This is a genomic window from Buchnera aphidicola (Aphis glycines), from assembly GCF_001280225.1.
Lineage (GTDB): Bacteria > Pseudomonadota > Gammaproteobacteria > Enterobacterales > Enterobacteriaceae > Buchnera > Buchnera aphidicola_E.
On sequence record NZ_CP009253.1, the window covers coordinates 461,720 to 484,953 of the forward strand.

The 23,234-nt window shown below is 25.2% G+C and carries 18 protein-coding genes and 3 pseudogenes; 17 read left to right on the forward strand and 4 right to left on the reverse strand.

Annotation, left to right across the window (positions count from 1 at the left end):
- Window positions 1-8 precede the first annotated feature (8 nt).
- Window positions 9-614, reverse strand: a complete 606-nt coding sequence (yihA, locus tag IX46_RS02150; protein ID WP_053940367.1) for a ribosome biogenesis GTP-binding protein YihA/YsxC — start codon at window positions 612-614, stop codon at window positions 9-11.
- Between the two features lie 178 nt (window positions 615-792).
- On the opposite strand from yihA, the gene typA reads away from it, so the two are divergent.
- Window positions 793-2,622 (forward strand): translational GTPase TypA, encoded by a 1,830-nt coding sequence (typA, locus tag IX46_RS02155; RefSeq protein WP_053940368.1) that lies wholly within the window; start codon window positions 793-795, stop codon window positions 2,620-2,622.
- Between the two features lie 139 nt (window positions 2,623-2,761).
- Here the strand turns inward: typA and gmk are convergent, their stop codons facing one another.
- Entirely contained in the window at window positions 2,762-3,385 is a 624-nt protein-coding gene (gmk, locus tag IX46_RS02160) for a guanylate kinase (RefSeq protein WP_053940369.1), read from the reverse strand.
- 89 nt (window positions 3,386-3,474) lie between these two features.
- Window positions 3,475-4,434 (reverse strand): tRNA-modifying protein YgfZ, encoded by a 960-nt coding sequence (gene ygfZ / locus IX46_RS02165; RefSeq protein WP_053940370.1) that lies wholly within the window; start codon window positions 4,432-4,434, stop codon window positions 3,475-3,477.
- 145 nt (window positions 4,435-4,579) lie between these two features.
- Between ygfZ and prfB the strand changes: the two genes are divergently transcribed.
- From prfB to tusA, 12 genes and pseudogenes are all read left to right on the forward strand, one after another.
- A protein-coding gene (gene prfB, locus IX46_RS02170) for a peptide chain release factor 2 (protein WP_203224802.1) occupies window positions 4,580-5,678 on the forward strand; the annotation gives its coding sequence in 2 pieces (ribosomal slippage) (window positions 4,580-4,654 and window positions 4,656-5,678; 1,098 coding nt in all).
- Between the two features lie 8 nt (window positions 5,679-5,686).
- Complete coding sequence (gene lysS / locus IX46_RS02175) at window positions 5,687-7,165, forward strand: lysine--tRNA ligase (protein WP_053940372.1); 1,479 nt, start codon at window positions 5,687-5,689, stop codon at window positions 7,163-7,165.
- A gap of 52 nt (window positions 7,166-7,217) precedes the next feature.
- Window positions 7,218-8,465: a diaminopimelate decarboxylase gene (gene lysA, locus IX46_RS02180; protein WP_053940373.1), complete on the forward strand. Its 1,248-nt coding sequence runs from the start codon at window positions 7,218-7,220 to the stop codon at window positions 8,463-8,465.
- A gap of 114 nt (window positions 8,466-8,579) precedes the next feature.
- Window positions 8,580-9,358, forward strand: a pseudogene (gene lgt / locus IX46_RS02185) (prolipoprotein diacylglyceryl transferase).
- Entirely contained in the window at window positions 9,355-10,149 is a 795-nt protein-coding gene (gene thyA / locus IX46_RS02190) for a thymidylate synthase (protein ID WP_053940374.1), read from the forward strand. The pseudogene lgt and the gene thyA overlap by 4 nt, the downstream one beginning before the upstream one ends.
- 68 nt (window positions 10,150-10,217) lie before the next feature.
- Window positions 10,218-11,537 (forward strand): tRNA (N6-isopentenyl adenosine(37)-C2)-methylthiotransferase MiaB, encoded by a 1,320-nt coding sequence (gene miaB / locus IX46_RS02195; RefSeq protein ID WP_053940375.1) that lies wholly within the window; start codon window positions 10,218-10,220, stop codon window positions 11,535-11,537.
- 7 nt (window positions 11,538-11,544) lie between these two features.
- Window positions 11,545-12,006, forward strand: coding sequence for an rRNA maturation RNase YbeY (ybeY, locus tag IX46_RS02200; RefSeq protein WP_053940543.1), 462 nt, complete (start codon window positions 11,545-11,547; stop codon window positions 12,004-12,006).
- Between the two features lie 91 nt (window positions 12,007-12,097).
- Entirely contained in the window at window positions 12,098-12,961 is an 864-nt protein-coding gene (gene corC, locus IX46_RS02205) for a CNNM family magnesium/cobalt transport protein CorC (RefSeq protein ID WP_053940376.1), read from the forward strand.
- 189 nt (window positions 12,962-13,150) lie between these two features.
- The gene (gene leuS, locus IX46_RS02210; RefSeq protein WP_053940377.1) at window positions 13,151-15,739 is read left to right on the forward strand and encodes a leucine--tRNA ligase; all 2,589 of its coding nucleotides are present in this window, start codon (window positions 13,151-13,153) and stop codon (window positions 15,737-15,739) included.
- A gap of 12 nt (window positions 15,740-15,751) precedes the next feature.
- Window positions 15,752-16,777, forward strand: a complete 1,026-nt coding sequence (gene holA / locus IX46_RS02215) for a DNA polymerase III subunit delta (RefSeq protein WP_053940378.1) — start codon at window positions 15,752-15,754, stop codon at window positions 16,775-16,777.
- A 14-nt stretch (window positions 16,778-16,791) separates the two neighbouring features.
- A pseudogene (nadD, locus tag IX46_RS02220) lies at window positions 16,792-17,419 on the forward strand (nicotinate-nucleotide adenylyltransferase).
- 45 nt (window positions 17,420-17,464) lie between these two features.
- Window positions 17,465-17,701, forward strand: coding sequence for a sulfurtransferase TusA (tusA, locus tag IX46_RS02225; RefSeq protein WP_053940379.1), 237 nt, complete (start codon window positions 17,465-17,467; stop codon window positions 17,699-17,701).
- 109 nt (window positions 17,702-17,810) lie between these two features.
- Here tusA and asd read toward each other — a convergent pair whose 3' ends face one another.
- Complete coding sequence (gene asd, locus IX46_RS02230; RefSeq protein ID WP_203224803.1) at window positions 17,811-18,923, reverse strand: aspartate-semialdehyde dehydrogenase; 1,113 nt, start codon at window positions 18,921-18,923, stop codon at window positions 17,811-17,813.
- Window positions 18,924-19,226: 303 nt separating this feature from the next.
- Between asd and IX46_RS02235 the strand changes: the two genes are divergently transcribed.
- From IX46_RS02235 to mscS, 4 genes and pseudogenes are all read left to right on the forward strand, one after another.
- Complete coding sequence (locus tag IX46_RS02235) at window positions 19,227-19,814, forward strand: YhgN family NAAT transporter (RefSeq protein ID WP_053940381.1); 588 nt, start codon at window positions 19,227-19,229, stop codon at window positions 19,812-19,814.
- A gap of 141 nt (window positions 19,815-19,955) precedes the next feature.
- Window positions 19,956-21,090: pseudogene (locus IX46_RS02240) on the forward strand (phosphoglycerate kinase).
- Between the two features lie 27 nt (window positions 21,091-21,117).
- Window positions 21,118-22,194: a class II fructose-bisphosphate aldolase gene (gene fbaA / locus IX46_RS02245; RefSeq protein ID WP_053940382.1), complete on the forward strand. Its 1,077-nt coding sequence runs from the start codon at window positions 21,118-21,120 to the stop codon at window positions 22,192-22,194.
- Window positions 22,195-22,356: 162 nt separating this feature from the next.
- A complete protein-coding gene (gene mscS, locus IX46_RS02250; protein ID WP_053940383.1) occupies window positions 22,357-23,202 on the forward strand; it encodes a small-conductance mechanosensitive channel MscS in 846 nt (281 codons plus the stop codon).
- The last annotated feature ends 32 nt before the right edge of the window (window positions 23,203-23,234 follow it).

Here is a 23,234-nt window from a genome sequence, read left to right on the forward strand (position 1 = left end):
TTTTAAAACTATTTATACTGTTTATACCAAACATTTAATTGAGATTGTAATTGTGTAATACCTATTTTTTTAAATGATGAAAATAATTCTATATGAACTTCTTGTAAAAAAACTTTTAACTTTGTATAAACGATTTCAAATTGTTTTTTCTGCTGTCTTAATGTAAGCTTATCACATTTAGTTAATAATATGAAAATAGGTATATTTTGATCTATAGCTATATTAATAATACATTGATCATAAACTTTTAAAGGATGTCTAATATCCATTAACATAACCAAACCTTTTAAAGGTTTTCTTTTTTTTAAATAATTATATATTAATTTTTCTAATTTTAATTGAATCAATGTCGGGCATTTAGCATAACCATAACCAGGAAGATCAACTATTCTAAAATTTGAAATAACTTGAAAGAAATTAATTAATTGGGTTCGACCTGGGTTTTTACTAAATCTAGCTAATTTTTTTTGATTTGTTAAAGAGTTAATGGCGCTAGATTTTCCTGAATTAGAATATCCAATAAAGGCAATTTCAACTCCATATTCAATATTAATATCAGAAATGTTAGAAGCACTTTTTAAAAAAAAAGTTTTATTATATACAATACTCACAATTTAACCTTAACCTTTAAACACAATACCTATTAAAATGTTTTATGTTATATGCTAAAAATATAATTTATTTATTAATTATTAAAAAAAATCCTCAAAATTTAATCTTTTCTAGCACTTTATCACAAAAAATATAAAGCATATGTATATTTTTAAAAAGTAAAATTTTAAAGGAGAAAATATGCACCAAAAAATAAGAAATATTGCTATTATAGCACATGTTGATCACGGAAAAACTACATTAGTCGATCAATTATTACAACAATCAGGAACCTTCAAAAAACATGAAGAAAAAACCGAACGAATCATGGATTCCAATGATTTAGAAAAGGAAAGAGGTATTACAATCATATCTAAGAATACTTCGATAAAATGGAAAGAATACAAAATAAATATTGTAGACACACCTGGTCATGCTGATTTTGGTGGTGAAGTAGAACGAGTCATGTCCATGGTAGACTCGGTTTTACTAGTAGTAGACGCATTAGATGGACCAATGCCTCAAACAAGATTTGTCACTAAAAAAGCCTTTAAATACGGTCTCAATCCAATTGTAATAATTAACAAAGTTGATCGAAAAAACTCTCGTCCTAATTGGGTGGTAAATCAGATTTTTGATTTGTTTGTCAGTCTTGATGCTAATGATCAACAACTTGACTTTCCAATTATATATACTTCTGCAATTCTTGGTACTTCTGGATGGAATCATCTCAAATTAGAAAACAATATGACACCGCTGTATGAAGCAATCGTTAAATATGTACCCGCTCCCAATGTAGATCCTAATGAAAAGTTTCAAATGCAAATTTCACAACTTGATTATGACAATTATTTGGGATTAATAGGTGTAGGAAAAATTAAGCAAGGTGAAATAAAAAAAAACGCACTAGTCACTGTTATTGATTATTTAGGTAATCATAAAAATGGAAAAATTGTCAAAGTGCTAAATTATTTTGGAATGCAACGCATAGAGGTAGAAAAAGGAAAAGCTGGAGATATAATTGCTGTTACAGGAATTGATAAACTGAATATTTCTGATACAATTTGCCATCCAGACAATTTAAAACCTCTTCCCGTATTAAATATCGATCAACCTACCGTTAACATGTTTTTTTCAGTTAATACATCACCTTTATCTGGAAAAGAAGGCAAATACATTACATCTCGTCAAATACTAAAAAGATTAAAAAAAGAAACTATGCATAATGTTGCTTTGAAAATAAAGGAAACAAAAGATGCTAATATTTTTTCTGTATCCGGAAGAGGCGAACTACATTTATCTATATTAATTGAAAATATGCGACGTGAAGGATTTGAACTAGAAGTTTCTCGTCCAAAAATTATTTTGCGTGAAATAGATAGTATTATACAGGAACCTTTCGAATTTCTCACTTTAGATATTGAAGAAAGACATCAAGGAAACATCATGAAATTTATAGGAGAAAGAAAAGGTGAATTAAAAAATATGGCAATAGATCAAACTCAAAGAGTACGCCTTGAATATATTATATCAAGTAGAGCACTAATAGGTTTTCGATCCGAATTTATGACTATCACTTCTGGCACTGGAGTATGCTATACATCTTTTAGCCATTATTCAAAAAAACAAAACAATGAAGTTGGACAAAGAAAAAATGGTGTCTTAATTTCCAACGGAAAAGGAATGGCTGTAGGATTTGCTTTGTTTAATTTACAAGAAAGAGGTAAATTATTTTTAGGCCATGGAACTGAAGTATATGAAGGTCAAATAATAGGATTGCATAACCGCTCTAACGATTTAACTGTAAACTGTTTAACAGGAAAAAAACTCACTAATATGAGAGCTTCCGGAACTGATGAAGCCATAGTTTTAACAACTTATAAAAAGTTTACTTTGGAAGAGGCATTATCATTTATCAATGACGATGAATTAGTAGAAATTACACCTAGTTCAATACGTTTACGAAAACGATATTTAAAAGAGAGCGAACGAAAAAAATCCAACCGAAGCAAAAATAATTTAATTAATTAAAAATATTAAATATTAAAAATTTTTATTAATTATATAATTCTATTTTTTCAATAGAATTATATAAATAATTGAGAATTAAAAAATATATCTATATTAAATAATTTGACAATTACTTTTGAATAATTTCCTCTTTATAAAATTAGGTACTTAATAATTGAGAAATTAATATATTATGCTTCTTTTTTTGATGAAACAAGCATAAATGTTCAGCAATAATAATAGTTCTCAAATCATTTATAGCGGTTTCAAAATTATCATTAATAATCAAATAATCATACTCTGAATAATGATTCATTTCATCTACAGCTTTTTCCATTCTCTTTGAAATAACTGTATCACTATCTTGACCTCTTGAACGTAATCTTTTATATAATACATCTTTAGAGGGAGGAAGCAAAAAAATACTTTTTGCATTTGGTATTTTATATCTAATCTGGTTTGCTCCTTGCCAATCAATATCAAGAAAAACATCAATTCCAGAAATTAACATTTTTTCAATAAATTTACGTGAAGTCCCATAATAATTATTGAATACTTTTGCATATTCTAAAAAAGATTGTTGTTTAATCATAAATTTAAATTCTTTTTTAGATATAAAATAATAATGTTTGCCATGACATTCACCAGGTCTCATGATCCTAGTAGTATGAGATATAGAGACTTGAATATCATATAAACATTTTTTTTTCAACAATCCTTTAATTAAACTTGATTTTCCTGTTCCACTAGGAGCTGAAATAATAAAAAGAATACCTTGTGACATAATTTTTTGAAAAGTATCTTCTAAAGTTTAAATAAATTTTTTAATGAATATTAAATATTATATAATAAAATTAAAACGTTTGAAAAATATTAATTTTTAATTAAAAAAATTTTTTTAAATCCATAAATTCTAAACATATTTTGAATATTGATGGATTTTTTTAATACTGCTTGTATCCAAATTTCGTCAGAATATATATTAACTACTGATAATACAAAACCGATTCTTAACCAATTGTTTAATACTTTTGTTTCAACAATCGAGCCAACATTAGGATTCATTGATCCTTTACTTGACAGTAAATACAATCTATGCTTATTTAAATTTTTATAAAAAATTCGAGATATTATTTCTTGTCCATAATAACACCCTTTATTAAAACTAATTGCTTGAAGCTTATCTAAATTAAGAGATTGTGGTAAAAATTTTTGAGACATGGTTTTGCCAATAATGGGATATCCTGCTTCCATATCTAATGCAATCCATTGTTTGCTATCATTAAATAATATTTTTCTTTTAATTTTTTTCTTAAATAATAAAAAATCTTTTAAAGATAAAACTAATAAAAATCGTTCACATGGATTTGAAAACCAAAGCATAGTGATTTCTTTGTCAGAAACAACAGTTTTACTATCATCTGGTATTTCTATAAATTGTTCAGATAAGAATAGCTTAGCATTCTTCCCAGATAATCCTAATAGAGATATATCATTTAATTTATGTATTTGAACTTTTAAAAAAATAGTATATTTTTTAAATTCTTGCATTTGCAAATCAAATAAACTTTTTTTTATAATACAAGCATATCCTTTTCTATAATGAAATATCAACATAGTACTATAAACTCTACCTTTTAAATTACAATAAGCACATATTTTATGATGTTCTTTTTGCAAAAAATTAAGATCAATTGTTAATTGATTTTGAAGAAATTTTTTACTATCAGCACCATCTATATAGATAATAGACCATTGTTCGAGAGAAATTAATGTTAAAGGTAATTGAATTGAAGAATAAATAATATTTTTTGAAACGTTAAATAACGACATTATTCCCCCTAAGTATTGGTAAAATATGTTAATTAAAAATAAATAAATTTATAAAATTAAATATATAATAGACATAAAATTCATTTTTACATTCAAAATATTTTATAAATTATTATTTATAAATTTTTAGAAGAATAATAAAATTATGATAGATATTAATACAATAAATAATCAAATTAAAATATTAAATCATCGGAAAAATGATTTGAAGAGGTATCTTTGACTATAATTCAAAAAAATTAAGAATTTTAGAAATCAATTTAGAATTATTAAAACCTGAAACATGGAAAATAAAACAATCTATATATAAATTAAATAAAGAAAAAAATTTATTGAACATAATTGTTGATAACATAAATAAAATCGAAACAAAATTGAAAGAAACAAATATTTTTATAGAGTTAGCTAAGGAAACACAAGATAATATAGTCATAAAAGATATTTTTATAGAAATAAAAAAAATAGAAGAAAAAATTAAAAAACTTGAATTTTATCGTATGTTTTCAAAACAATATGATAATTGTAATTGTTATATTGATATACAATCTGGATCTGGAGGAACAGAAGCACAAGATTGGTCAAAAATGTTATTGAAAATGTATTTAAGATGGTGTGACAAAAAAAAATTTAAAACTGAAATTATTGAAGAATCTATTGGCGAAATAGTTGGAATTAAATATGCTACAGTTCAAGTACTTGGAGAATATGCTTTTGGATGGTTGAGAACTGAAACTGGAATTCATCGTCTTATTAGAAAAAGTCCATTTGACTCAGGAAAAAGAAGACACACATCATTTAGTTCAGTTTTTATATATCCAGACATTGAAGAAAAAATTAATATTGAAATTAATTTATCTGATTTAAGAATCGATTTATATAGAGCTTCCGGAGCAGGTGGACAACATGTAAATCGAACAGAATCTGCAGTCCGCATTACTCATATCCCTACTAATCTTGTTACTCAATGTCAAAGTAATAGATCGCAACATAAAAATAAAGAGCAAGCAATGAAACAAATGAAATCAAAATTATATGAACTACAACATCAAAAAAAAGCAAAAGAACAAAAAAAAATAGAAAATAATAAATCAGATATTAGTTGGGGAAATCAAATACGTTCTTATATATTAGATCATTCAAAAATTAAGGATATTAGAACAGGAATAGAAAAGCATGACGTACAATCTGTATTAAATGGTGATTTAGATGATTTTATTGAGCACAGCTTAATATTAGGATTATAGAGGCTAAAATGTTTAAAGAAAAAACAATAAGAAAAGAAAAATTAATTCAAATGCAAAAAAACGGATTTTCTTACCCAAACAATTTTAACAAAAACATCAATTCTATTAAAATTCATAAACTATATGGAAAAAAAACAAGTTATGAACTTAAAAAAATGAATATTCAAGTTTCTATTGCTGGACGTATGATGCAAAGAAGGATCATGGGAAAAGCTACTTTTTTTATGTTACAAGATATAGAAGGACAGATACAAGTATATATAAAAGAAAAATCAATTACATCTGAATTGTATCATGAGCATTTTAAAAAATGGGATATTGGAGATATTTTAGGGGTAAACGGTTACTTGTTTAAAACACAAACGCAAGAGTTATCTATTTATACTACAAATATTACAATACTTACAAAATCATTAAAATCTTTTCCTGATAAATTTCACGGACTATTAAATCAAGAAAAACGTTATAGAAAAAGATATTTAGATTTAATTAGTAATAATCAAATATACAATATTTTTAAAAATCGATCAAACATTATTCAATTAATTCGATCATTTATGTTAGAAGAAAAATTTTTAGAAGTAGAAACTCCCATGCTACATAATATTCCTGGTGGCGCTTCTGCTCGTCCTTTTAAAACTCATCATAACGAAATCAACAAAACAATGTACTTAAGAATAGCACCGGAACTATATTTAAAAAAATTAATTATTGGCGGATTTGAACGTATTTTTGAATTAAATCGAAACTTTAGAAACGAAGGAGTATCTACTAGACATAATCCTGAATTTACTATGATGGAAGCATATATCGCTTATTCTGATTATCGATATATGATGAATTTTACAGAGAAATTGTTAAATAACATAGTACGTGATTTATTTAATACTAATATAATCAAATATAAAGAACATTATATAAACTTCAATACACCTTTTTCTAAATTAACTATGAAGGAAGCTATCTTAAAATTTAATCCAAATATTTCTCTTTCTGATTTAACAAACTTAAAAAAAATTAAAAAAATTTTAAATACAATTAACATAGAAATAAAAGACACATGGAGTATAGGTCAAATAGAAAATGAAATTTTTGAAAAAACAGTAGAAAAACATTTAATTCAACCAACTTTTATTACTGAATATCCCATAGAAGTATCTCCATTAGCTAGACGTAATAATATTAATCCACAAATTGCTGATAGATTTGAATTATTTATTGCTGGATATGAAATAGGTAATGGATTTTCAGAATTAAATGATCCAGATGATCAAAAAAATCGGTTTTTAAACCAAATACGAATAAAAGAAAAAGAAGAGAATAAAAATATTTTTTATGATTCAGATTATATAGAAGCATTACAATATGGCTTACCTCCTACTTCAGGATTAGGAGTGGGTATAGATCGTTTAATCATGATATTAACTAATCAAAAAAGCATTCGAGAAGTCATTTTATTCCCTGCTTTACGTTCATCTTTAAAATAAAACAATTATATTTCTATAATTAATATATAGTTAAAATTTAAACGGAGTAAAAATGCCTCAAATCATCCATCAAACTGAAAGCAACCTTAATGTTAAAAACATAAAATATCTCATAAAACAATATCAATCTCCATTTTGGGTATATGATGCAAATATCATTAGTAATAAAATTCAATTATTAAAGAAATTTGATATCATTAGATTTGCTCAAAAAGCTTGCTCTAATATTCATATTCTCAAGTTAATGAGAAAAAATAACTTAAAAGTAGATGCTGTATCTTTAGGAGAAATTAAACGAGCTTTAATAGCTGGATTTAAAAAAAATAGCGATGAAATTGTGTTTACTGCTGATTTATTTGATGAAGAAACATTATCTAAAATTATTAAATATAACATTCCAGTAAATGCAGGTTCACTAGATATGTTGAAACAATTAGGAAGCATTTCCCCAGGTCATCGTATTTGGTTACGAATTAATCCTAAATTTGGTTATGGTCACAGTAAAAAAACTAACACTGGAGGAGAAAATAGTAAACATGGGATTTGGGATCCTCATTTAGCTATACCTATTATAAAAAAATATAATTTAAAACTTATTGGTTTACACATGCATATTGGATCTGGTGTAAACTATGAACATTTAAAAAAAGTTTGTTATGCAATGACGAAAAGTGTAATGCAAATAAATGAAAAAATAACATACATTTCTGCAGGAGGTGGTTTACCTATACCTTATCAATTAAATGAAGAACCTATTAACATAAAGAAATATTTTTCTCTGTGGAATAAAGCAAGAGAAAAAATTTCTCAATTTTTAAACAAACCTATTCAATTAGAAGTCGAGCCAGGCAGATTTTTAGTTGGAGAATCAGGAATATTAGTATCTCAAGTGAGAGCAATTAAAAACATGGGTAATAAAAATTTTGTTTTAATTGATGCAGGATTCAATGATTTAATGCGACCGACTATGTATGGAAGTTATCATCATATATCTGTAATATCGTCAAAAAATCGAGAAATTAACGAAAATAAGACAATTGAAACAGTCATAGGAGGTCCACTATGTGAATCAGGAGATATTTTTACACAAAAAGAAGGTGGCCGTATAGAATCTAGAAAATTACCATTAATGGAAGTAGGAGATTATATAATTTTTCATGATACCGGTGCATATGGAGCATCTATGTCATCTAATTATAACACTAGACCATTGATTCAAGAAATATTAATAGAAAATAATACTTTTAAAACCATCAGAAGAAGACAGACTTTTGAAGAACTATTAAGTTTAGAACAATAGTACATTTTCAAAAATGTATTTGTAAAAAGAGAGTAAAATATGTATATTGTTTTCCCAAAAATTAATCCTATTATTTTTTCTATTGGACCTTTTACTGCACGTTGGTATGGTCTGATGTATGTTATTAGCTTTATTTTCGCTCTTTTTTATGGAAAAAAATTGTTAAAAAAAAACAAAAAACAATCAAAATAGAATCTTTTCTATATACTATTTTTTTAGGTTCTTGCATTGGAGGTAGAATAGGATATATAATTTTTTATAATTTTTCATATTTTTCTCAACATATATTATGTGTATTTCATGTTTGGGAGGGTGGTATGTCTTTTCATGGTGGGTTAATAGGAGCAATTGTTAGTATGTATTATATTTCTATCAAACACCAAATTAAAATTTTTACTCTTTCAGATTTAATAACTCCTCTGATACCTTTTGGTTTAGGGGCTGGAAGATTAGGAAATTTAATTAATGAAGAGTTATATGGACGTATTGCAATTAATTTTCCATATGCGGTACTTTTTCATAGCACATACAATCAAGACGCAAAATTAGCATTACAATATCCCCAATTACAATCAATAATAAAAGAATATGGAACATTACCTCGTCATCCTTCTCAAATCTATGAATTTATTTTAGAAGGCGTTGTTCTATTTTTAATAATATACTTATATAATCAAAAAACAAGACCCACAGGAAGTACTAGTGGTTTATTTTTGGTAAGCTATGGAATATTCAGAATTATTTCTGAAGTGTTTCGTGAGCCTGATCCGCAAATTGGTTTAATTGAACATTATATTACAATGGGTCAAATTTTATCAATTCCAATGATTATATTCGGATTGGTTATGATATTTGTATCTTTTTATAAAAAATCAAATTTTGAGATATCATGAAAAAATATTTGCAATTAATACACAAAATAATTAAATATGGAAACTTAAAAAATGATCGAACTGGTACAGGAGCACTATCTATTTTCGGACATAATATAAGATTTAATTTACAAAAAGGATTTCCTCTTATTACAACAAAAAAATGTTATATACCTGCTATTATCCACGAACTTTTATGGTTTCTAAAAGGAGAAACTAATATTAGATATTTAAACAAAAATAAAATATTTATTTGGGATAACTGGGCTGATCAATTCGGAGAACTTGGTCCTATTTATGGAAAACAATGGCGAAGCTGGAATGCATCAGATGGAAAAAAAATCGATCAAATAAAAAATATAATAAAAACATTAAAAAAAGATCCTAATTCTCGTAGAATATTAGTATGCAGTTGGAACGTTGGAGAACTAGATAAAATGTCTTTACCTCCTTGTCATGTATTATTTCAATTTTATGTATTTCAAAACAAATTAAGCTGTCAATTATATCAACGTTCTTGTGATGTTTTTCTAGGATTACCATTTAATATAGCAAGTTACGCGATGCTTACACATATGATAGCACAACAGTGTAATTTTGAAGTGGATGAATTTATCTGGACAGGCGGTGATATTCACTTATATAACAATCATATTGCATTGGCTAAAAAGCAACTTCTTCGAAATCCTCGAAAATTACCACAATTAATAATATTAAATAAACCTAATTCATTATTCGATTATGTTTTTGAAGATTTTAAAATTATTAATTATAACCCTCATTCTGCTATCCGTGGAAAAATATCTGTATAAAACTCTTAATCATTCATTTCTTTATTAGAATAAAGTATTTTAAAAATGGGATTAATATAATTAAAAAAATGAAAAATATATATATTAAGACTTGGGGTTGTCAAATGAATGAATATGATTCATCTATGATAGCAAAAAATTTAGAAAGCACAGGTCAATATTTAATCACTGAAAAATATGAACAAGCAGATGTATTAATTTTGAATACTTGTTCGATAAGAGAAAAAGCTCAAGAAAAACTTTTCCATCAATTAGGAAGATGGAAAAAATTAAAAGATAAAAATCCTAATATTATAATTGCCGTTGGAGGTTGCGTAGCAACGCAAGAAGGAAAAGAAATTTTTAAAAGATCTAGATATGTAGATATTATATTTGGTACTCAAAGTTTGCATAAATTACCTAAAATGATTAACGAAGTAGAAAAAAACAAAAAATTTGTTATTGATATTAGTTTTCCAAAATTAGATAAATTTAATTCATTTTTGCCAATTAAAAATACAGGATATACCGCATCTATTTCAATCATGGAAGGTTGTAATAAATATTGTTCATTTTGTGTAGTTCCATATACAAGAGGTAAAGAAATTAGTCGACCATCTGACGATGTTTTATTTGAAATTGCAACTTTAGCTGAAAACGGTATAAAAGAAATTAATTTATTAGGGCAAAATGTAAATGCATATGAAGGCCCAACTTTTGATGGAAAAATTTGTTTTTTTTCTGAATTGTTACGATTAATTGCAGAAATAGATGGGATTGAAAGGATTCGTTTTACTACAAGTAATCCAATTGAATTTAGTGATGATATTATCGAAGTATATAAAGACACTCCGAAATTAGTTAGTTTTTTACATTTACCTGTACAAAGTGGTTCTAATAAAGTATTAGAACTGATGAAAAGATCATATACTACTGAAGAATATGAAAAAATTATTGAAAAACTAATCAAAGCACGTTCAAATATTCAAATTAGTTCTGATTTTATTGTCGGTTTTCCAGGGGAATCTAAAAAAGATTTTCAACAAACAATAAATTTTATAAAAAAAATTAACTTTGATATGAGTTATAGCTTCATATATTCCAGTCGACCAGGTACACCTGCGTCAGAAATGAAAGATGAAATTGATCTTCAAGAAAAAAAAGAACGTTTATATGTATTACAAGACTGTATTAGTAAACAAACTATGTCTTGGAGCAGAAAAATGTTGGGCAGTCAGCAATATATTTTGGTAGAAGGTAAAGCAAAAAAAAATCCTACGCAATTATATGGAAAAACAGAAAACAACAGAATTGTTAACTTTTATGGACCACAAAAAACAATTGGTCAATTTGTTCAAGTTAAAATCAATGAAGTACATACTCATATTTTGAATGGCACTTTATTATAAAAAATATATGAAAAAAAAAGATTGTTTTATTTTAAACATACAAATAAATTGTAAAAACAAAAAAAAAATACCAAAGAAAAAAATGTTTGAAAGATGGATAAGAAAAGTTTTATATAAAAAAAATATTATAATTATTACAATTAGAATCGTAGATGAAAAAGAAATAAAAAATTTAAATTTCAAATACAGAGGAAAGAACTGCTCCACAAATATTTTATCTTTTCAATTGAACTTTTTTATACAGAAAAATATAAAATTATTAGGAGATTTAGTTTTATGTAAAAAAATTATAGAAAAAGAATCTATACAATACAAAACAACGTTAGAATCTCGTTGGGCGCATATGATTATACATGGTGTGCTTCATTTACTAGGATATGATCACAAAAGTTATAAAGAACAAAAAGTTATGGAAAACATAGAAAATAAAATTATGTTATCTTTAAGTTACGATAAACCATATTATTAAAAAATTAATAATTATTAATGAAAATTATTTTAACCTAAGATTTTCTAACATAGAATAGTAAAATATATTTTCAAATAGCTAACTAAATATTATGAGCGAAAAAGATGCAAAAAGCTTAGAAAAAATTAATAAAAAAGGTTTTTTTTCTATTTTACTAAATCATATATTTCATGATGAACCTAAGAATAGAGAGGAATTGCTCGCTCTAATTAGAGATTCCGAGCAAAATTCACTCATTGATCAAGATACATGTGATATGTTAGAAGGTGTAATACATATTGCAAAGAAAAAAATTAAAGAAATAATGATACCTAGAACACAAATGATAATATTAAAATTAAATTATAATTTAAATAAATGTCTTGATATCATCTTAGCGTCTGCACATTCACGTTTTCCAGTAATGAACAGTGATAAAAACTATGTAGAAGGATTTTTAATAGCAAAAGATTTATTATCATTTATGAAAAATTCGAATAAAGATTTTCATATTAAAAATATATTGAGACCAGCAGTTGTTGTTCCTGAAAGCAAATACGTTGATCAAATGCTAAAAGAGTTTCGTCTAAAAAGAACACATATGGCAATAGTAATCAATGAATTTGGAGCAGTTTCTGGATTAGTAACGATAGAAGATATTTTAGAATTAATAGTTGGAGAAATTGAAGATGAGTACGATGAAGAAGAAAAAATAAATATTCGTAAATTGCAAGAACATATATTTTCTATCAAAGCGCTTACAGAAATAAAAGAATTTAATGATTTTTTTAACACTCATTTTAGCAACGCAGAAGTAGATACTATCGGTGGGTTAGTAATGAAAGCATTTGGACATTTGCCTAGTTATGGAGAAAATATTAATATTAATGGATATAATTTTAAGATATCTGCAGCAGATAGTAGAAAAATCATACAAATACATGTAACTATTCCAGAAAATAAGATTTTAAAATAAAACATGAAAAATATCTTAATTATTCTATATTTATTTAAGATATTATATTTATCAAAATCAATTTAATATACATTGATTTAAAAATTTTTATTACTTATTTAAAATTGATCGAAAAAATGTTTTATCTTTTGTATAAATCAAAAAATTTTATCTATTTTAAAAATATAAAAATTATTCTAGAGAAAAATTATGGAACAAGAATATTGCCCAAAAAATATTGAAAAATATGTACAAAGATATTGGAAAAATAATAAAACTTTTCATGTTAACGAAGATAATACAAAAGAAAAATATTATTGCCTTCCTATGCTACCATATCCATCTGGAAAGTTACATATGGGGCATGTTAGAAATTACACTATTAGTGATGTAATTGCAAGATATCAGAGAATGCTAGGAAAGAACGTTTTACAACCTATTGGTTGGGATGCTTTTGGGTTGCCCGCAGAAGAAGCAGCTGTGAAAAATAACACAGAACCATCATCTTGGACATATAAAAATATTGCATATATGAAAAATCAACTGGAGTTACTAGGTTTTAGTTATGATTGGGATCGAGAAATAACTACATGTAAACCAGATTATTATAAATGGGAACAATGGTTTTTTATTCAATTATATAAAAAAAAATTAGTTTACAAAAAAAATAGTTTTATAAATTGGTGTCCTCAAGACAAAACTGTATTAGCAAATGAACAAGTAATTAATGGTTGCTGTTGGAGATGTCAAAGTACTATAGAAACCAAAAAAATACCGCAATGGTTTATAAAAATTAGACATTATGCAGAATCTTTATATCAAGATTTAGAACAATTAAAAAACTGGCCTGAAAAAGTAAAAAATATGCAAAAAAATTGGATTGGAAGATCAAAAGGATATGAAATTTGTTTTAATGTTCAAAATAGCAATAAAAAAATTAAAATATTTACTACCAGAATAGATACTATAATGGGAGTTACATATATTGCTATATCTCCTTTTCATAAGTTTTCTATATATCTTTCCAAAAAAAATAAAACGTTAAAAAATTTTATTGAAAAACAAAACAATATAAACTTTTCTAAAGAGGAAATAGAAAAGACAAAATTTCAAGGAATGAATACTAATATGTTTGTTATTCATCCTATCACACACAAACACATACCTATTTGGATAGCAAATTTTATCGCGCATGATTATGGTTCCGGCGCGGTGATGTCAGTTCCTGGTCATAATGAAAATGATTGGAACTTTGCTATAAAAAATAATCTAAAAATTAAATATGTCATTCAGAAATCTACTAAAAAATGCGCACAATTAGTTAAAAAAAAATTTTTTCTTGAAAAAGGAACATTAATTAACTCAAGAGAGTTTAATCAACTTAGTTATCATGATGCAACTAAACAAATACAAAAAAAATTATCAGAAGAAAATAAGATAACAACAAAAATTGTTTATAAATTAAAAGATTGGTGTATATCTAGACAACGTTACTGGGGCGCACCTATTCCTATGGCAACACTAAATAATGGAAAGATTGTTCCAATACCAGAACAAGATTTACCTGTGCTATTACCAGAAAATAAAAACAATTTTGATTCATTACAACACACTTTGAATAACCAATCAAACTACTACACTACCTATATTAATAATCAAACTGCAACCCGAGAAAAAGATACTTTTGATACATTTATGGAATCTTCTTGGTATTATGCGAGATACACTTGCCCTCATTTTAAAAAAGGAATGATCGATCCTATAAAATCAAAATATTGGTTGCCTGTAGATCAATACATTGGAGGAATAGAGCATGCTATTATGCATCTAATGTATTTTAGATTTTATCATAAGTTATTACGTGATTTTAAATTTGTTTCATTCGATGAACCAGTAAAAAATTTAATATGTCAAGGAATGGTATTATCAGAAGCATTTTATCGAATTGGTAAAAATAATGAGCGCCATTGGATTCATAAATCTAATGTAAATATTGAAAAAAACAAAAAAGGAGAAATTATTACAGCACAAGATAAAATAGGAAGAAAAATTATATATGCTGGAATGATTAAAATGTCTAAATCTAAAAACAACGGAATTGAACCAGAATCAATTGTTAAAAATTATGGAGCGGATACAATTCGATTATTTATTATGTTTGCTGCTCCTGTAGAATCATCATTAGAATGGAATGAATCTGGGCTCAAAGGCGTTTACCGATTTTTAAAAAAATTATGGAAATTATCTTTCGATTATGTTCAAGTAAAACACAAATATCAAAATATAAATTTTAATTCCTTAAATCAAAAACAAAAAAAAATATATCATATATTACATAACACAATCTATAAAGTTTCTGATGATATTAGTCGTAGAAAATCTTTTAATACTGCTATCGCTAAAATAATGGAGTTAGTAAATACATTAAGAAAATTTAAATTAGAAAGTGAAGAAGATAAATGTATTATGAAAGATGCATTAGTTTCGATTATAAAAATGCTTTATCCATTTACACCACATTTATGTTTTATAATATGGAAACATTTAAATAAAAATCTTTTAATAGATCATGAAAAATGGCCTATTTGTAAAAAACATTTCTTATTGAAAACAAATGATATATTAGTTGTTCAAATCAATGGAAAAAAAAAGTTAACTATAAAAATACCAGATAACCTTGTAAAAAAAGAAATTATTTCTTATATTAAAAATCATCCGTTATTACAGAAAAAATTAGAAAATACAAATATAAAAAAAATAGTTTATATCCCTAAGAAAATAATTAACTTTGTAATATAAAAAATTTTTAACATGGTATGTAATTATGAAATTTATACACATAGAAGAATTAAAAAAAAAATAATTAAAAAACTAAATTTTTTTTATATTCTTTTAGGAGAAGATTTAATTTTACTAAATAATAATGAAAAAATAATATTTCATTTTGCTAAAAAAGAACACTTTAAAGAAAATTATATTATCAATGTCAAAGAAAATACAGATTGGAATCAAGTGATAAATTTTTATAATTCAAATGACTTATTTATTAAAAAAAAAATATTAGTTATAAATTTAACCACAAAAAATTTTAATTCTGTGTTAATACAAAATATAAAAAAATTATTTTTTATCAAAAATATAGATATACTAACAATAATAAAATTTAATCAGTTATCTAAAAATTTTACAAAATATTTATCAACACGAAACAAAGTATTTAACACTCATGTTATATGGTGCTTTACACCATATGGCACAAATTTTATTAATTGGTTAAAATATGAAATACAAGAAAAAAAAATAGAAATGACTAAAAATGCTTTTTTATTACTCTGTAAAAATTATGAAGGTAATACTTTATCTATATATCATGTATTAAACATGATAACACTTACATGGAAAAATCAAAATATTACTTCACAAAAAATTCAGTATATTATTAATGAATTTTCCGTTTTTACTCCGTCAGATTGGATAAATGCAATTTTTTACAATCAAATAGACAAAGCTTTTTATATACTAGATATTTTTCGAAAACAAAAATATAATCCTCTTATTTTAATAAGATCTTTACAACAAGATTTATTACAATTAATTTATATAAAACGTGAGAAAATAACAAATATAGATTCAATTTTGAAGCAAAATAAAATTTTTTTTAATAGATTAAAATTTTTCAAATTTGCAATTAAATCAATAAATTTTTCTAATTTCCTTAAAGTAATTAGAATTTTATTGCAAATAGAGATAAAAATCAAAGAAGAATATAATTTTGATATATGGGTAGAATTAAAAACATTAATACTATTACTATCTTTGAACATACAAAAAAATTAAAAATATAATAAAAAATGAAAAAAATACATGCAATATTTGGGGGTAATTTTGATCCTATTCATTATGGTCATATTCTTTCCGCAGAAAAATTAGCACAAGAAATTTCAATACAAAAAATTATATTATTACCTAATGGAAATCCTCCTCATCGATCTAAAACTAAAACACCTATAATGCATAAATTAAAAATGATCGAGTATGCCATTCAAGATAAAAATTTATTTGAAATTAGTTTGTTAGAAACAAAAAAAAAAATTCTATACTATAGAAACACTGAAAAAAATCAGACTAAAAATTGGATTTTTACAACCATTATGTTTTATAATAGGAGAAGATCATATAAATAATTTAAATATCTGGAAAAATTGGAAAGAAATATTATCATATGTTCATTTATTAATTCTTCCACGAAAAAGTATAAAAAAATATAATCATGAACTAGAACAGTGGGTTGCATTACATACGATTAAAAATAAAAGTTACCTATATCAGAAATCATGTGGATTTATCTTTTTTTCATCTATACCGAATATAGAAATTTCTTCCACTCAAATCAGAAAAAATTTTGCTAATGGTCACAGTTTACATGGATTATTACCTAAAAAAGTAGAAAAATATATTTCTTTAAAAAATTTATATTAAAATTTATTTTATTATAAAAACATTAAATAGTTAAATTAGTATACGATGAAAAAAATAAAAATTGTATTAAATTTAATTGGACTTAAATGTCCAGAGCCAATTATGGTAATTCGAAAAACAATCAGAAACGCAAAAAAACATGAAACTATATTAGTTATATCAGATGATCCATCTACTAAAAGAGATATTCCATATTTTTGCAAATTTATGAAACATCAACTTATCGAACATTGTACTCATATAAAACCATATCGTTATCTATTAAAAAAAGGAACTTGTTAAAATATACTTACAAAGTTTATATCAAATTGTTAACAATGATATTTTAAAACAATTTAATATACACACTATGTGTGTATATTAATTAAATTTTTACAATGCTTTAAAAAAATTAAATATTAGTTAATAAATTTAACATTCTTCTCAAAGGTTCCGCAGCACCCCATAATAACTGGTCGCCTACAGTAAAGGCTGAAAAATATTTTTCTCCTATACTTGATTTTTTCAATCGTCCTATCGGTATATTTAATGTGCCAGTCACGAAGGAAGGAGTTAATTTAGATATTGTTTCTTGGATATTATTTGGAATTAAATTAACCCATGTATTATGATTAACAATTATGTCTTCTATATTTTTTAATGAAATATTTTTACTTAATTTCATTAAAATCGATTGACTGTGGCATCTTATTGAACTTATACGAACGCATATTCCATCTATTTTTACTATATTCTTAGAATTTAATATTTTATTCGTTTCACATTGCCCTTTCCACTCTTCTCGACTTTGACCTGTCCCCATATCACTATCTATCCATGGTATTAAACTTCCAGCTAAAGGAACAGAGAAATGTTTTAATGGGAAATTATTATCCTGAATTATTTTTGTAACTTTTTTTGTAATGTCTAAAATTGAACAAAAATCATTCGATAAATCTTTAGAAACAACATTATATAACGAACCCATTTGTTTTAATAACTCAATTACATGTTTAGCACCTGCTCCTGATGCTGCTTGATAAGTGGAGACGTAAATCTGTTCTATTAGTTTTTCTTTAAATAATCCACCGAGAGCTATCAACATTAAGCTTACAGTACAATTGCTACCTACGAAGGTTTTAATCCCACGATCCATTGCTTTCTTAATAGATTTTAAATTAATAGGATCTAATACAATAATAGAATCATCTTTCATCCTTAACGTAGAAGCAGCATCTATCCAATAACCATTCCAATTATTTTTTCGTAATTGATAATAAACAGCATCAGTATATGATCCTCCTTGGCATGTTACAATGATATCCATTTCTTCTAATAAATTAAGATTATAAGCATTTTTAAGATTTTTAAATGTTATATTATTTATAGTAGGTCCATCTTGACCTGATTGAGAGGTTGAAAAAAAATGAGGAATAATTTTTAAAAAATCATTTTCTTCTATCATTCGATTTAATAAAACTGAACCTACCATACCGCGCCAACCAACAAATCCAACAGATTTTATCATTAATAAACGCACGGAGTTTTTAAAAAATAAAGTTTTTATTGGATTATAATAAAAAAATTTTTAGTAAAAACTGTCCGACCTCCGAAAATAAATATAATTATTGTATTATTTTATAAGAATAACTATTTATGAAAAAATTCAATCTTATTTAAATTTTAATATACTATAACATTATATATTTATTACAAATAATATTGATATATATTAAAATATTTATATATGTAAAAAAAAATTATATTATTTTCATATAAACTATATAGTTAAAAAATTCATATCTGAATAAGGATATAATAAATTAAAATGACTGAAATAATCTCTACAACTATATTATTAATTCTAATAATGGATCCTTTAGGTAATCTACCTGTCTTCATGACAATATTAAAAAATTTAAATGCGAAAAGAAGAAGAATAGTAGTTATACGAGAAATGATTATAGCTTTGATTTTTATGCTATTATTTTTATTTGTTGGGGAAAAAATACTTAGCATTCTGAATTTAAAAACTGAGACAGTATCAATATCTGGTGGAATTATTTTATTTTTAATTGCTATTAAAATGATTTTTCCCTCTGAAGAACATAGCGGAATATCTTCTAATGAAGAACCGTTTTTAGTTCCGTTAGCAATCCCATTAGTTGCAGGACCATCGTTATTAGCTACATTAATGTTGTTATCTCATCAATATTTACATCATATGTCATATTTAGTAGGATCTTTACTGATAGCATGGGTTTTTACTATCATTATACTATTATTATCAGGCTTTTTTCTAAAATTATTTGGTTCTAAAGGTGTAAATGCTTTAGAACGGTTAATGGGTTTAATACTAATTATGCTTGCAACTCAAATGTTTCTTGACGGAATCAGAACATGGTTTCAAAATTAAATAAATTTTTTTAAAAATCAATTTTTTTATTTTAAAGTTAAATATTATCTATTTTATGCTATTTATTATTCGAATCAAGCGATAACAAGTGTAAGTATATCGTGAAAATTTTAACAAAAATTATATGCAAAAGAGTTTTTTATGAAAATACAAAATATAAATAAAATAAATATAGCAGAAAAAAAAGTTTTAATAAGATGCGATCTAAACGTTCCGATAAAAGATGGAGTTATTCAATCTGACGCAAGGATATTAGCTTCGCTTCCTACAATTGAATCAGCTTTGAAAAAAAAAGCAAAAGTAATTGTTATGTCACATTTAGGACGACCAAAAAATGAATCTTATGAAAAAAAATATTCATTATTTCCTATATTTGAATATATAAAAAAAAAAATAGATTATACTAAAGTATATTTTACAGATAATTATTCAAAAGTTGACTCAATTAATTCTGGGGAATATTTTATCTAAACGATACTCTAAATTATGCGATATTTTTGTTATGGACGCTTTTGGTACTGCACATAGAAAACAAGCCTCAACATATGGAATTGGAAAATTTGTAAAAATTGCATGTGCCGGTCCTCTTTTGATATCCGAAATAAACATGCTTCAAAAAGCATTAAAAAATCCAAAACGCCCTATGGTGTCTATAGTAGGAGGATCTAAAGTTTCAAGTAAATTCAATGTATTAAATAATTTGTGTAATATTTCAGATACCGTCATAGTAGGAGGTGGAATAGCAAATACTTTTTTAGCAATTGATTATAATGTAGGTAAATCATTACATGAACCAGCATTTATATTAAAAGCAAAAAAATTGCGCGATGACTATCATAATATTATTGTACCAATTGATTCTCGTATAGGAAAAAATTTTTCTGAATTGGAAGAATCTATAATTAAATCACCGTCAAATATCAAAAACAATGAAGAAATTATGGATTTTGGTGATAAAACTATAGAAAAAGTTGTTCAAATAATTAAAAAAGCAAAAACAATTATTTGGAATGGACCTGTAGGAGTTTTTGAATTTCCGAATTTTCGTATAGGAACAGAAAAAATCGCTCAATCAATTGCAAATAATCCTAATTTTTCAATAGCTGGAGGTGGTGATACACTCTCTGTTATTGATATGTTTGGTATTAAAAATAAAATTTCTTATATTTCAACCGGAGGTGGTGCATTTTTAGAATTTATTGAGGGAGAAAAATTAGCTGCAATAGATATGTTAGAAAAAAATTTTTCCCAACAACAACTAAACAATATTTTTTAATTTAACATTTAAATAATAGGAGATAATTTGAATAATTTACACTCTATTCAACCTGGTGTTGTAACAGGCGAAGAATGTCAAATGATATTTAAATTAGCTAAAAAAAAACAATTTGCAATACCAGCAGTAAATTGTATAGGTACTGATTCAATTAACGCTGTATTAGAAACAGCTGCTAGAATAAAATCTCCGGTTATTATACAATTTTCTTATGGAGGAGCTGCTTTTATTGCGGGTTCTGAAAAAATATTTAAAAACAATCAAGAACGGGCTATAAAAGGAGCTATATCAGGAGCAAGACATGTACATTTAATGGCACAAAACTATAATATCCCGATTATACTACATACTGATCATTGCCATAAAGAAATATTACCATGGATTGATGGTTTAATTGAAGAAGGAGAAAAACATTATAAGATTTATAAAAGACCTCTTTTTACATCACATATGATTGATTTATCAAAAGAAACACTAGAATATAACATTTCAATTTGTACTGCATATTTAAAAAAAATAAAAAAAATTAATATGCTGTTAGAAGTGGAATTAGGATGCACAGGTGGAGAAGAAGATGGAATAAACAATAGTAAAATTAATAAAGAATTACTTTATACTCAACCTAAAGATGTTAATTATGCATATGAAAAATTAATTAAAATTAGTCAAAATTTTACTATAGCTGCTGCGTTTGGAAATGTACATGGAGTGTATCAAATTGGCAATGTTCATCTAAAACCTAGTATTCTCAAAGAATCACAAAAATATATTAGCTGTAAACATAACTTAGAAAAACTACCATTAAATTTAGTATTTCATGGCGGATCAGGATCAAATCTAGAAGAAATTAAAGAATCTATCAAATATGGTGTAGTAAAAATGAATATTGATACTGATATACAATGGGCAGCTTGGAAAGGTGTATTAAATTTTTATAAAAAAAACAAAGATTTTTTACAGAATCAAATAGGAAACATTCAAGATAATAACCAACCAAATAAAAAATATTATGATCCAAGATCTTGGATAAATCAAGCAAAAAAATCCATGTCTATAAGGCTAGAAAAAACATTCAAAGAACTAAATGCTTTGAATATTTTATAAATATAATAAATAATTTATATTTAAATCCGGGGAATAAATAAAATATTCTCCGAAAAATTATCACTAGGAATGAATATAGTGAAATATCAAGCGATACATTATATATAATCAAAATATTTTAAATTATATATTTATTTGTTATTACACATAAAAGAGGTAAAAATGGATGAACTTAATGTAGTAAATGATATTAATCACGCAGGAAATTGGTTAATACGAAATCAAGAACTATTATTTGGGTATATAATTAATTTAGCATCATCTATTGTTATTTTAATTTCTGGCATGTTTATAGCAAAAATAATATCAAATGGAGTAAACAAAATCTTAATTACCCGACGTATTGATGCTACTATTGCAGGTTTCCTTTCTGCATTAATGAGATATATTATAATTACGTTTACATTGATTGCTTCATTAGGAAGAATAGGCGTTCAAACAACTTCTGTTATTGCTATATTAGGCGCTGCTGGAATGGCTATTGGACTCGCTTTACAAGGTTCGCTTTCGAATTTTGCAGCAGGAGTTTTATTAGTTACACTAAGACCTTTAAAAACAGGAGAATATGTGAATTTAGGAAATGTATCTGGGACGGTTTTGAATATCCATATTTTTTACACAACATTACGTACTTTAGATGGAAAAATTGTAGTGGTTCCAAATAATAAAATTATTTCTGGAAATATTATCAATTATTCAAGAGAACCTGCGCGAAGAAATGAATTTTCTATTAGTGTTGCATATAATACAGATATTGATTTAGTTATCAAAGTATTAAGAAAAGTTATAGACAATGAAGATAGAGTGATAAAAGATAGAGATATTATAATTGGTTTAAGTGAGTTAGCACCATCTTCTTTGAATTTTGTTATAAGATGTTGGAGCAATACAGATGAATTAAATGCTGTATATTGGGATTTAATGGCTGCATTTAAAAAAGAATTAGATAAAAACAAAATTAATATTCCTTATCCACAAATAGATGTCCATCTTTATAAAAAAAAATAAAAATTTAGTTTTTCAATATTTTATTTTTTACA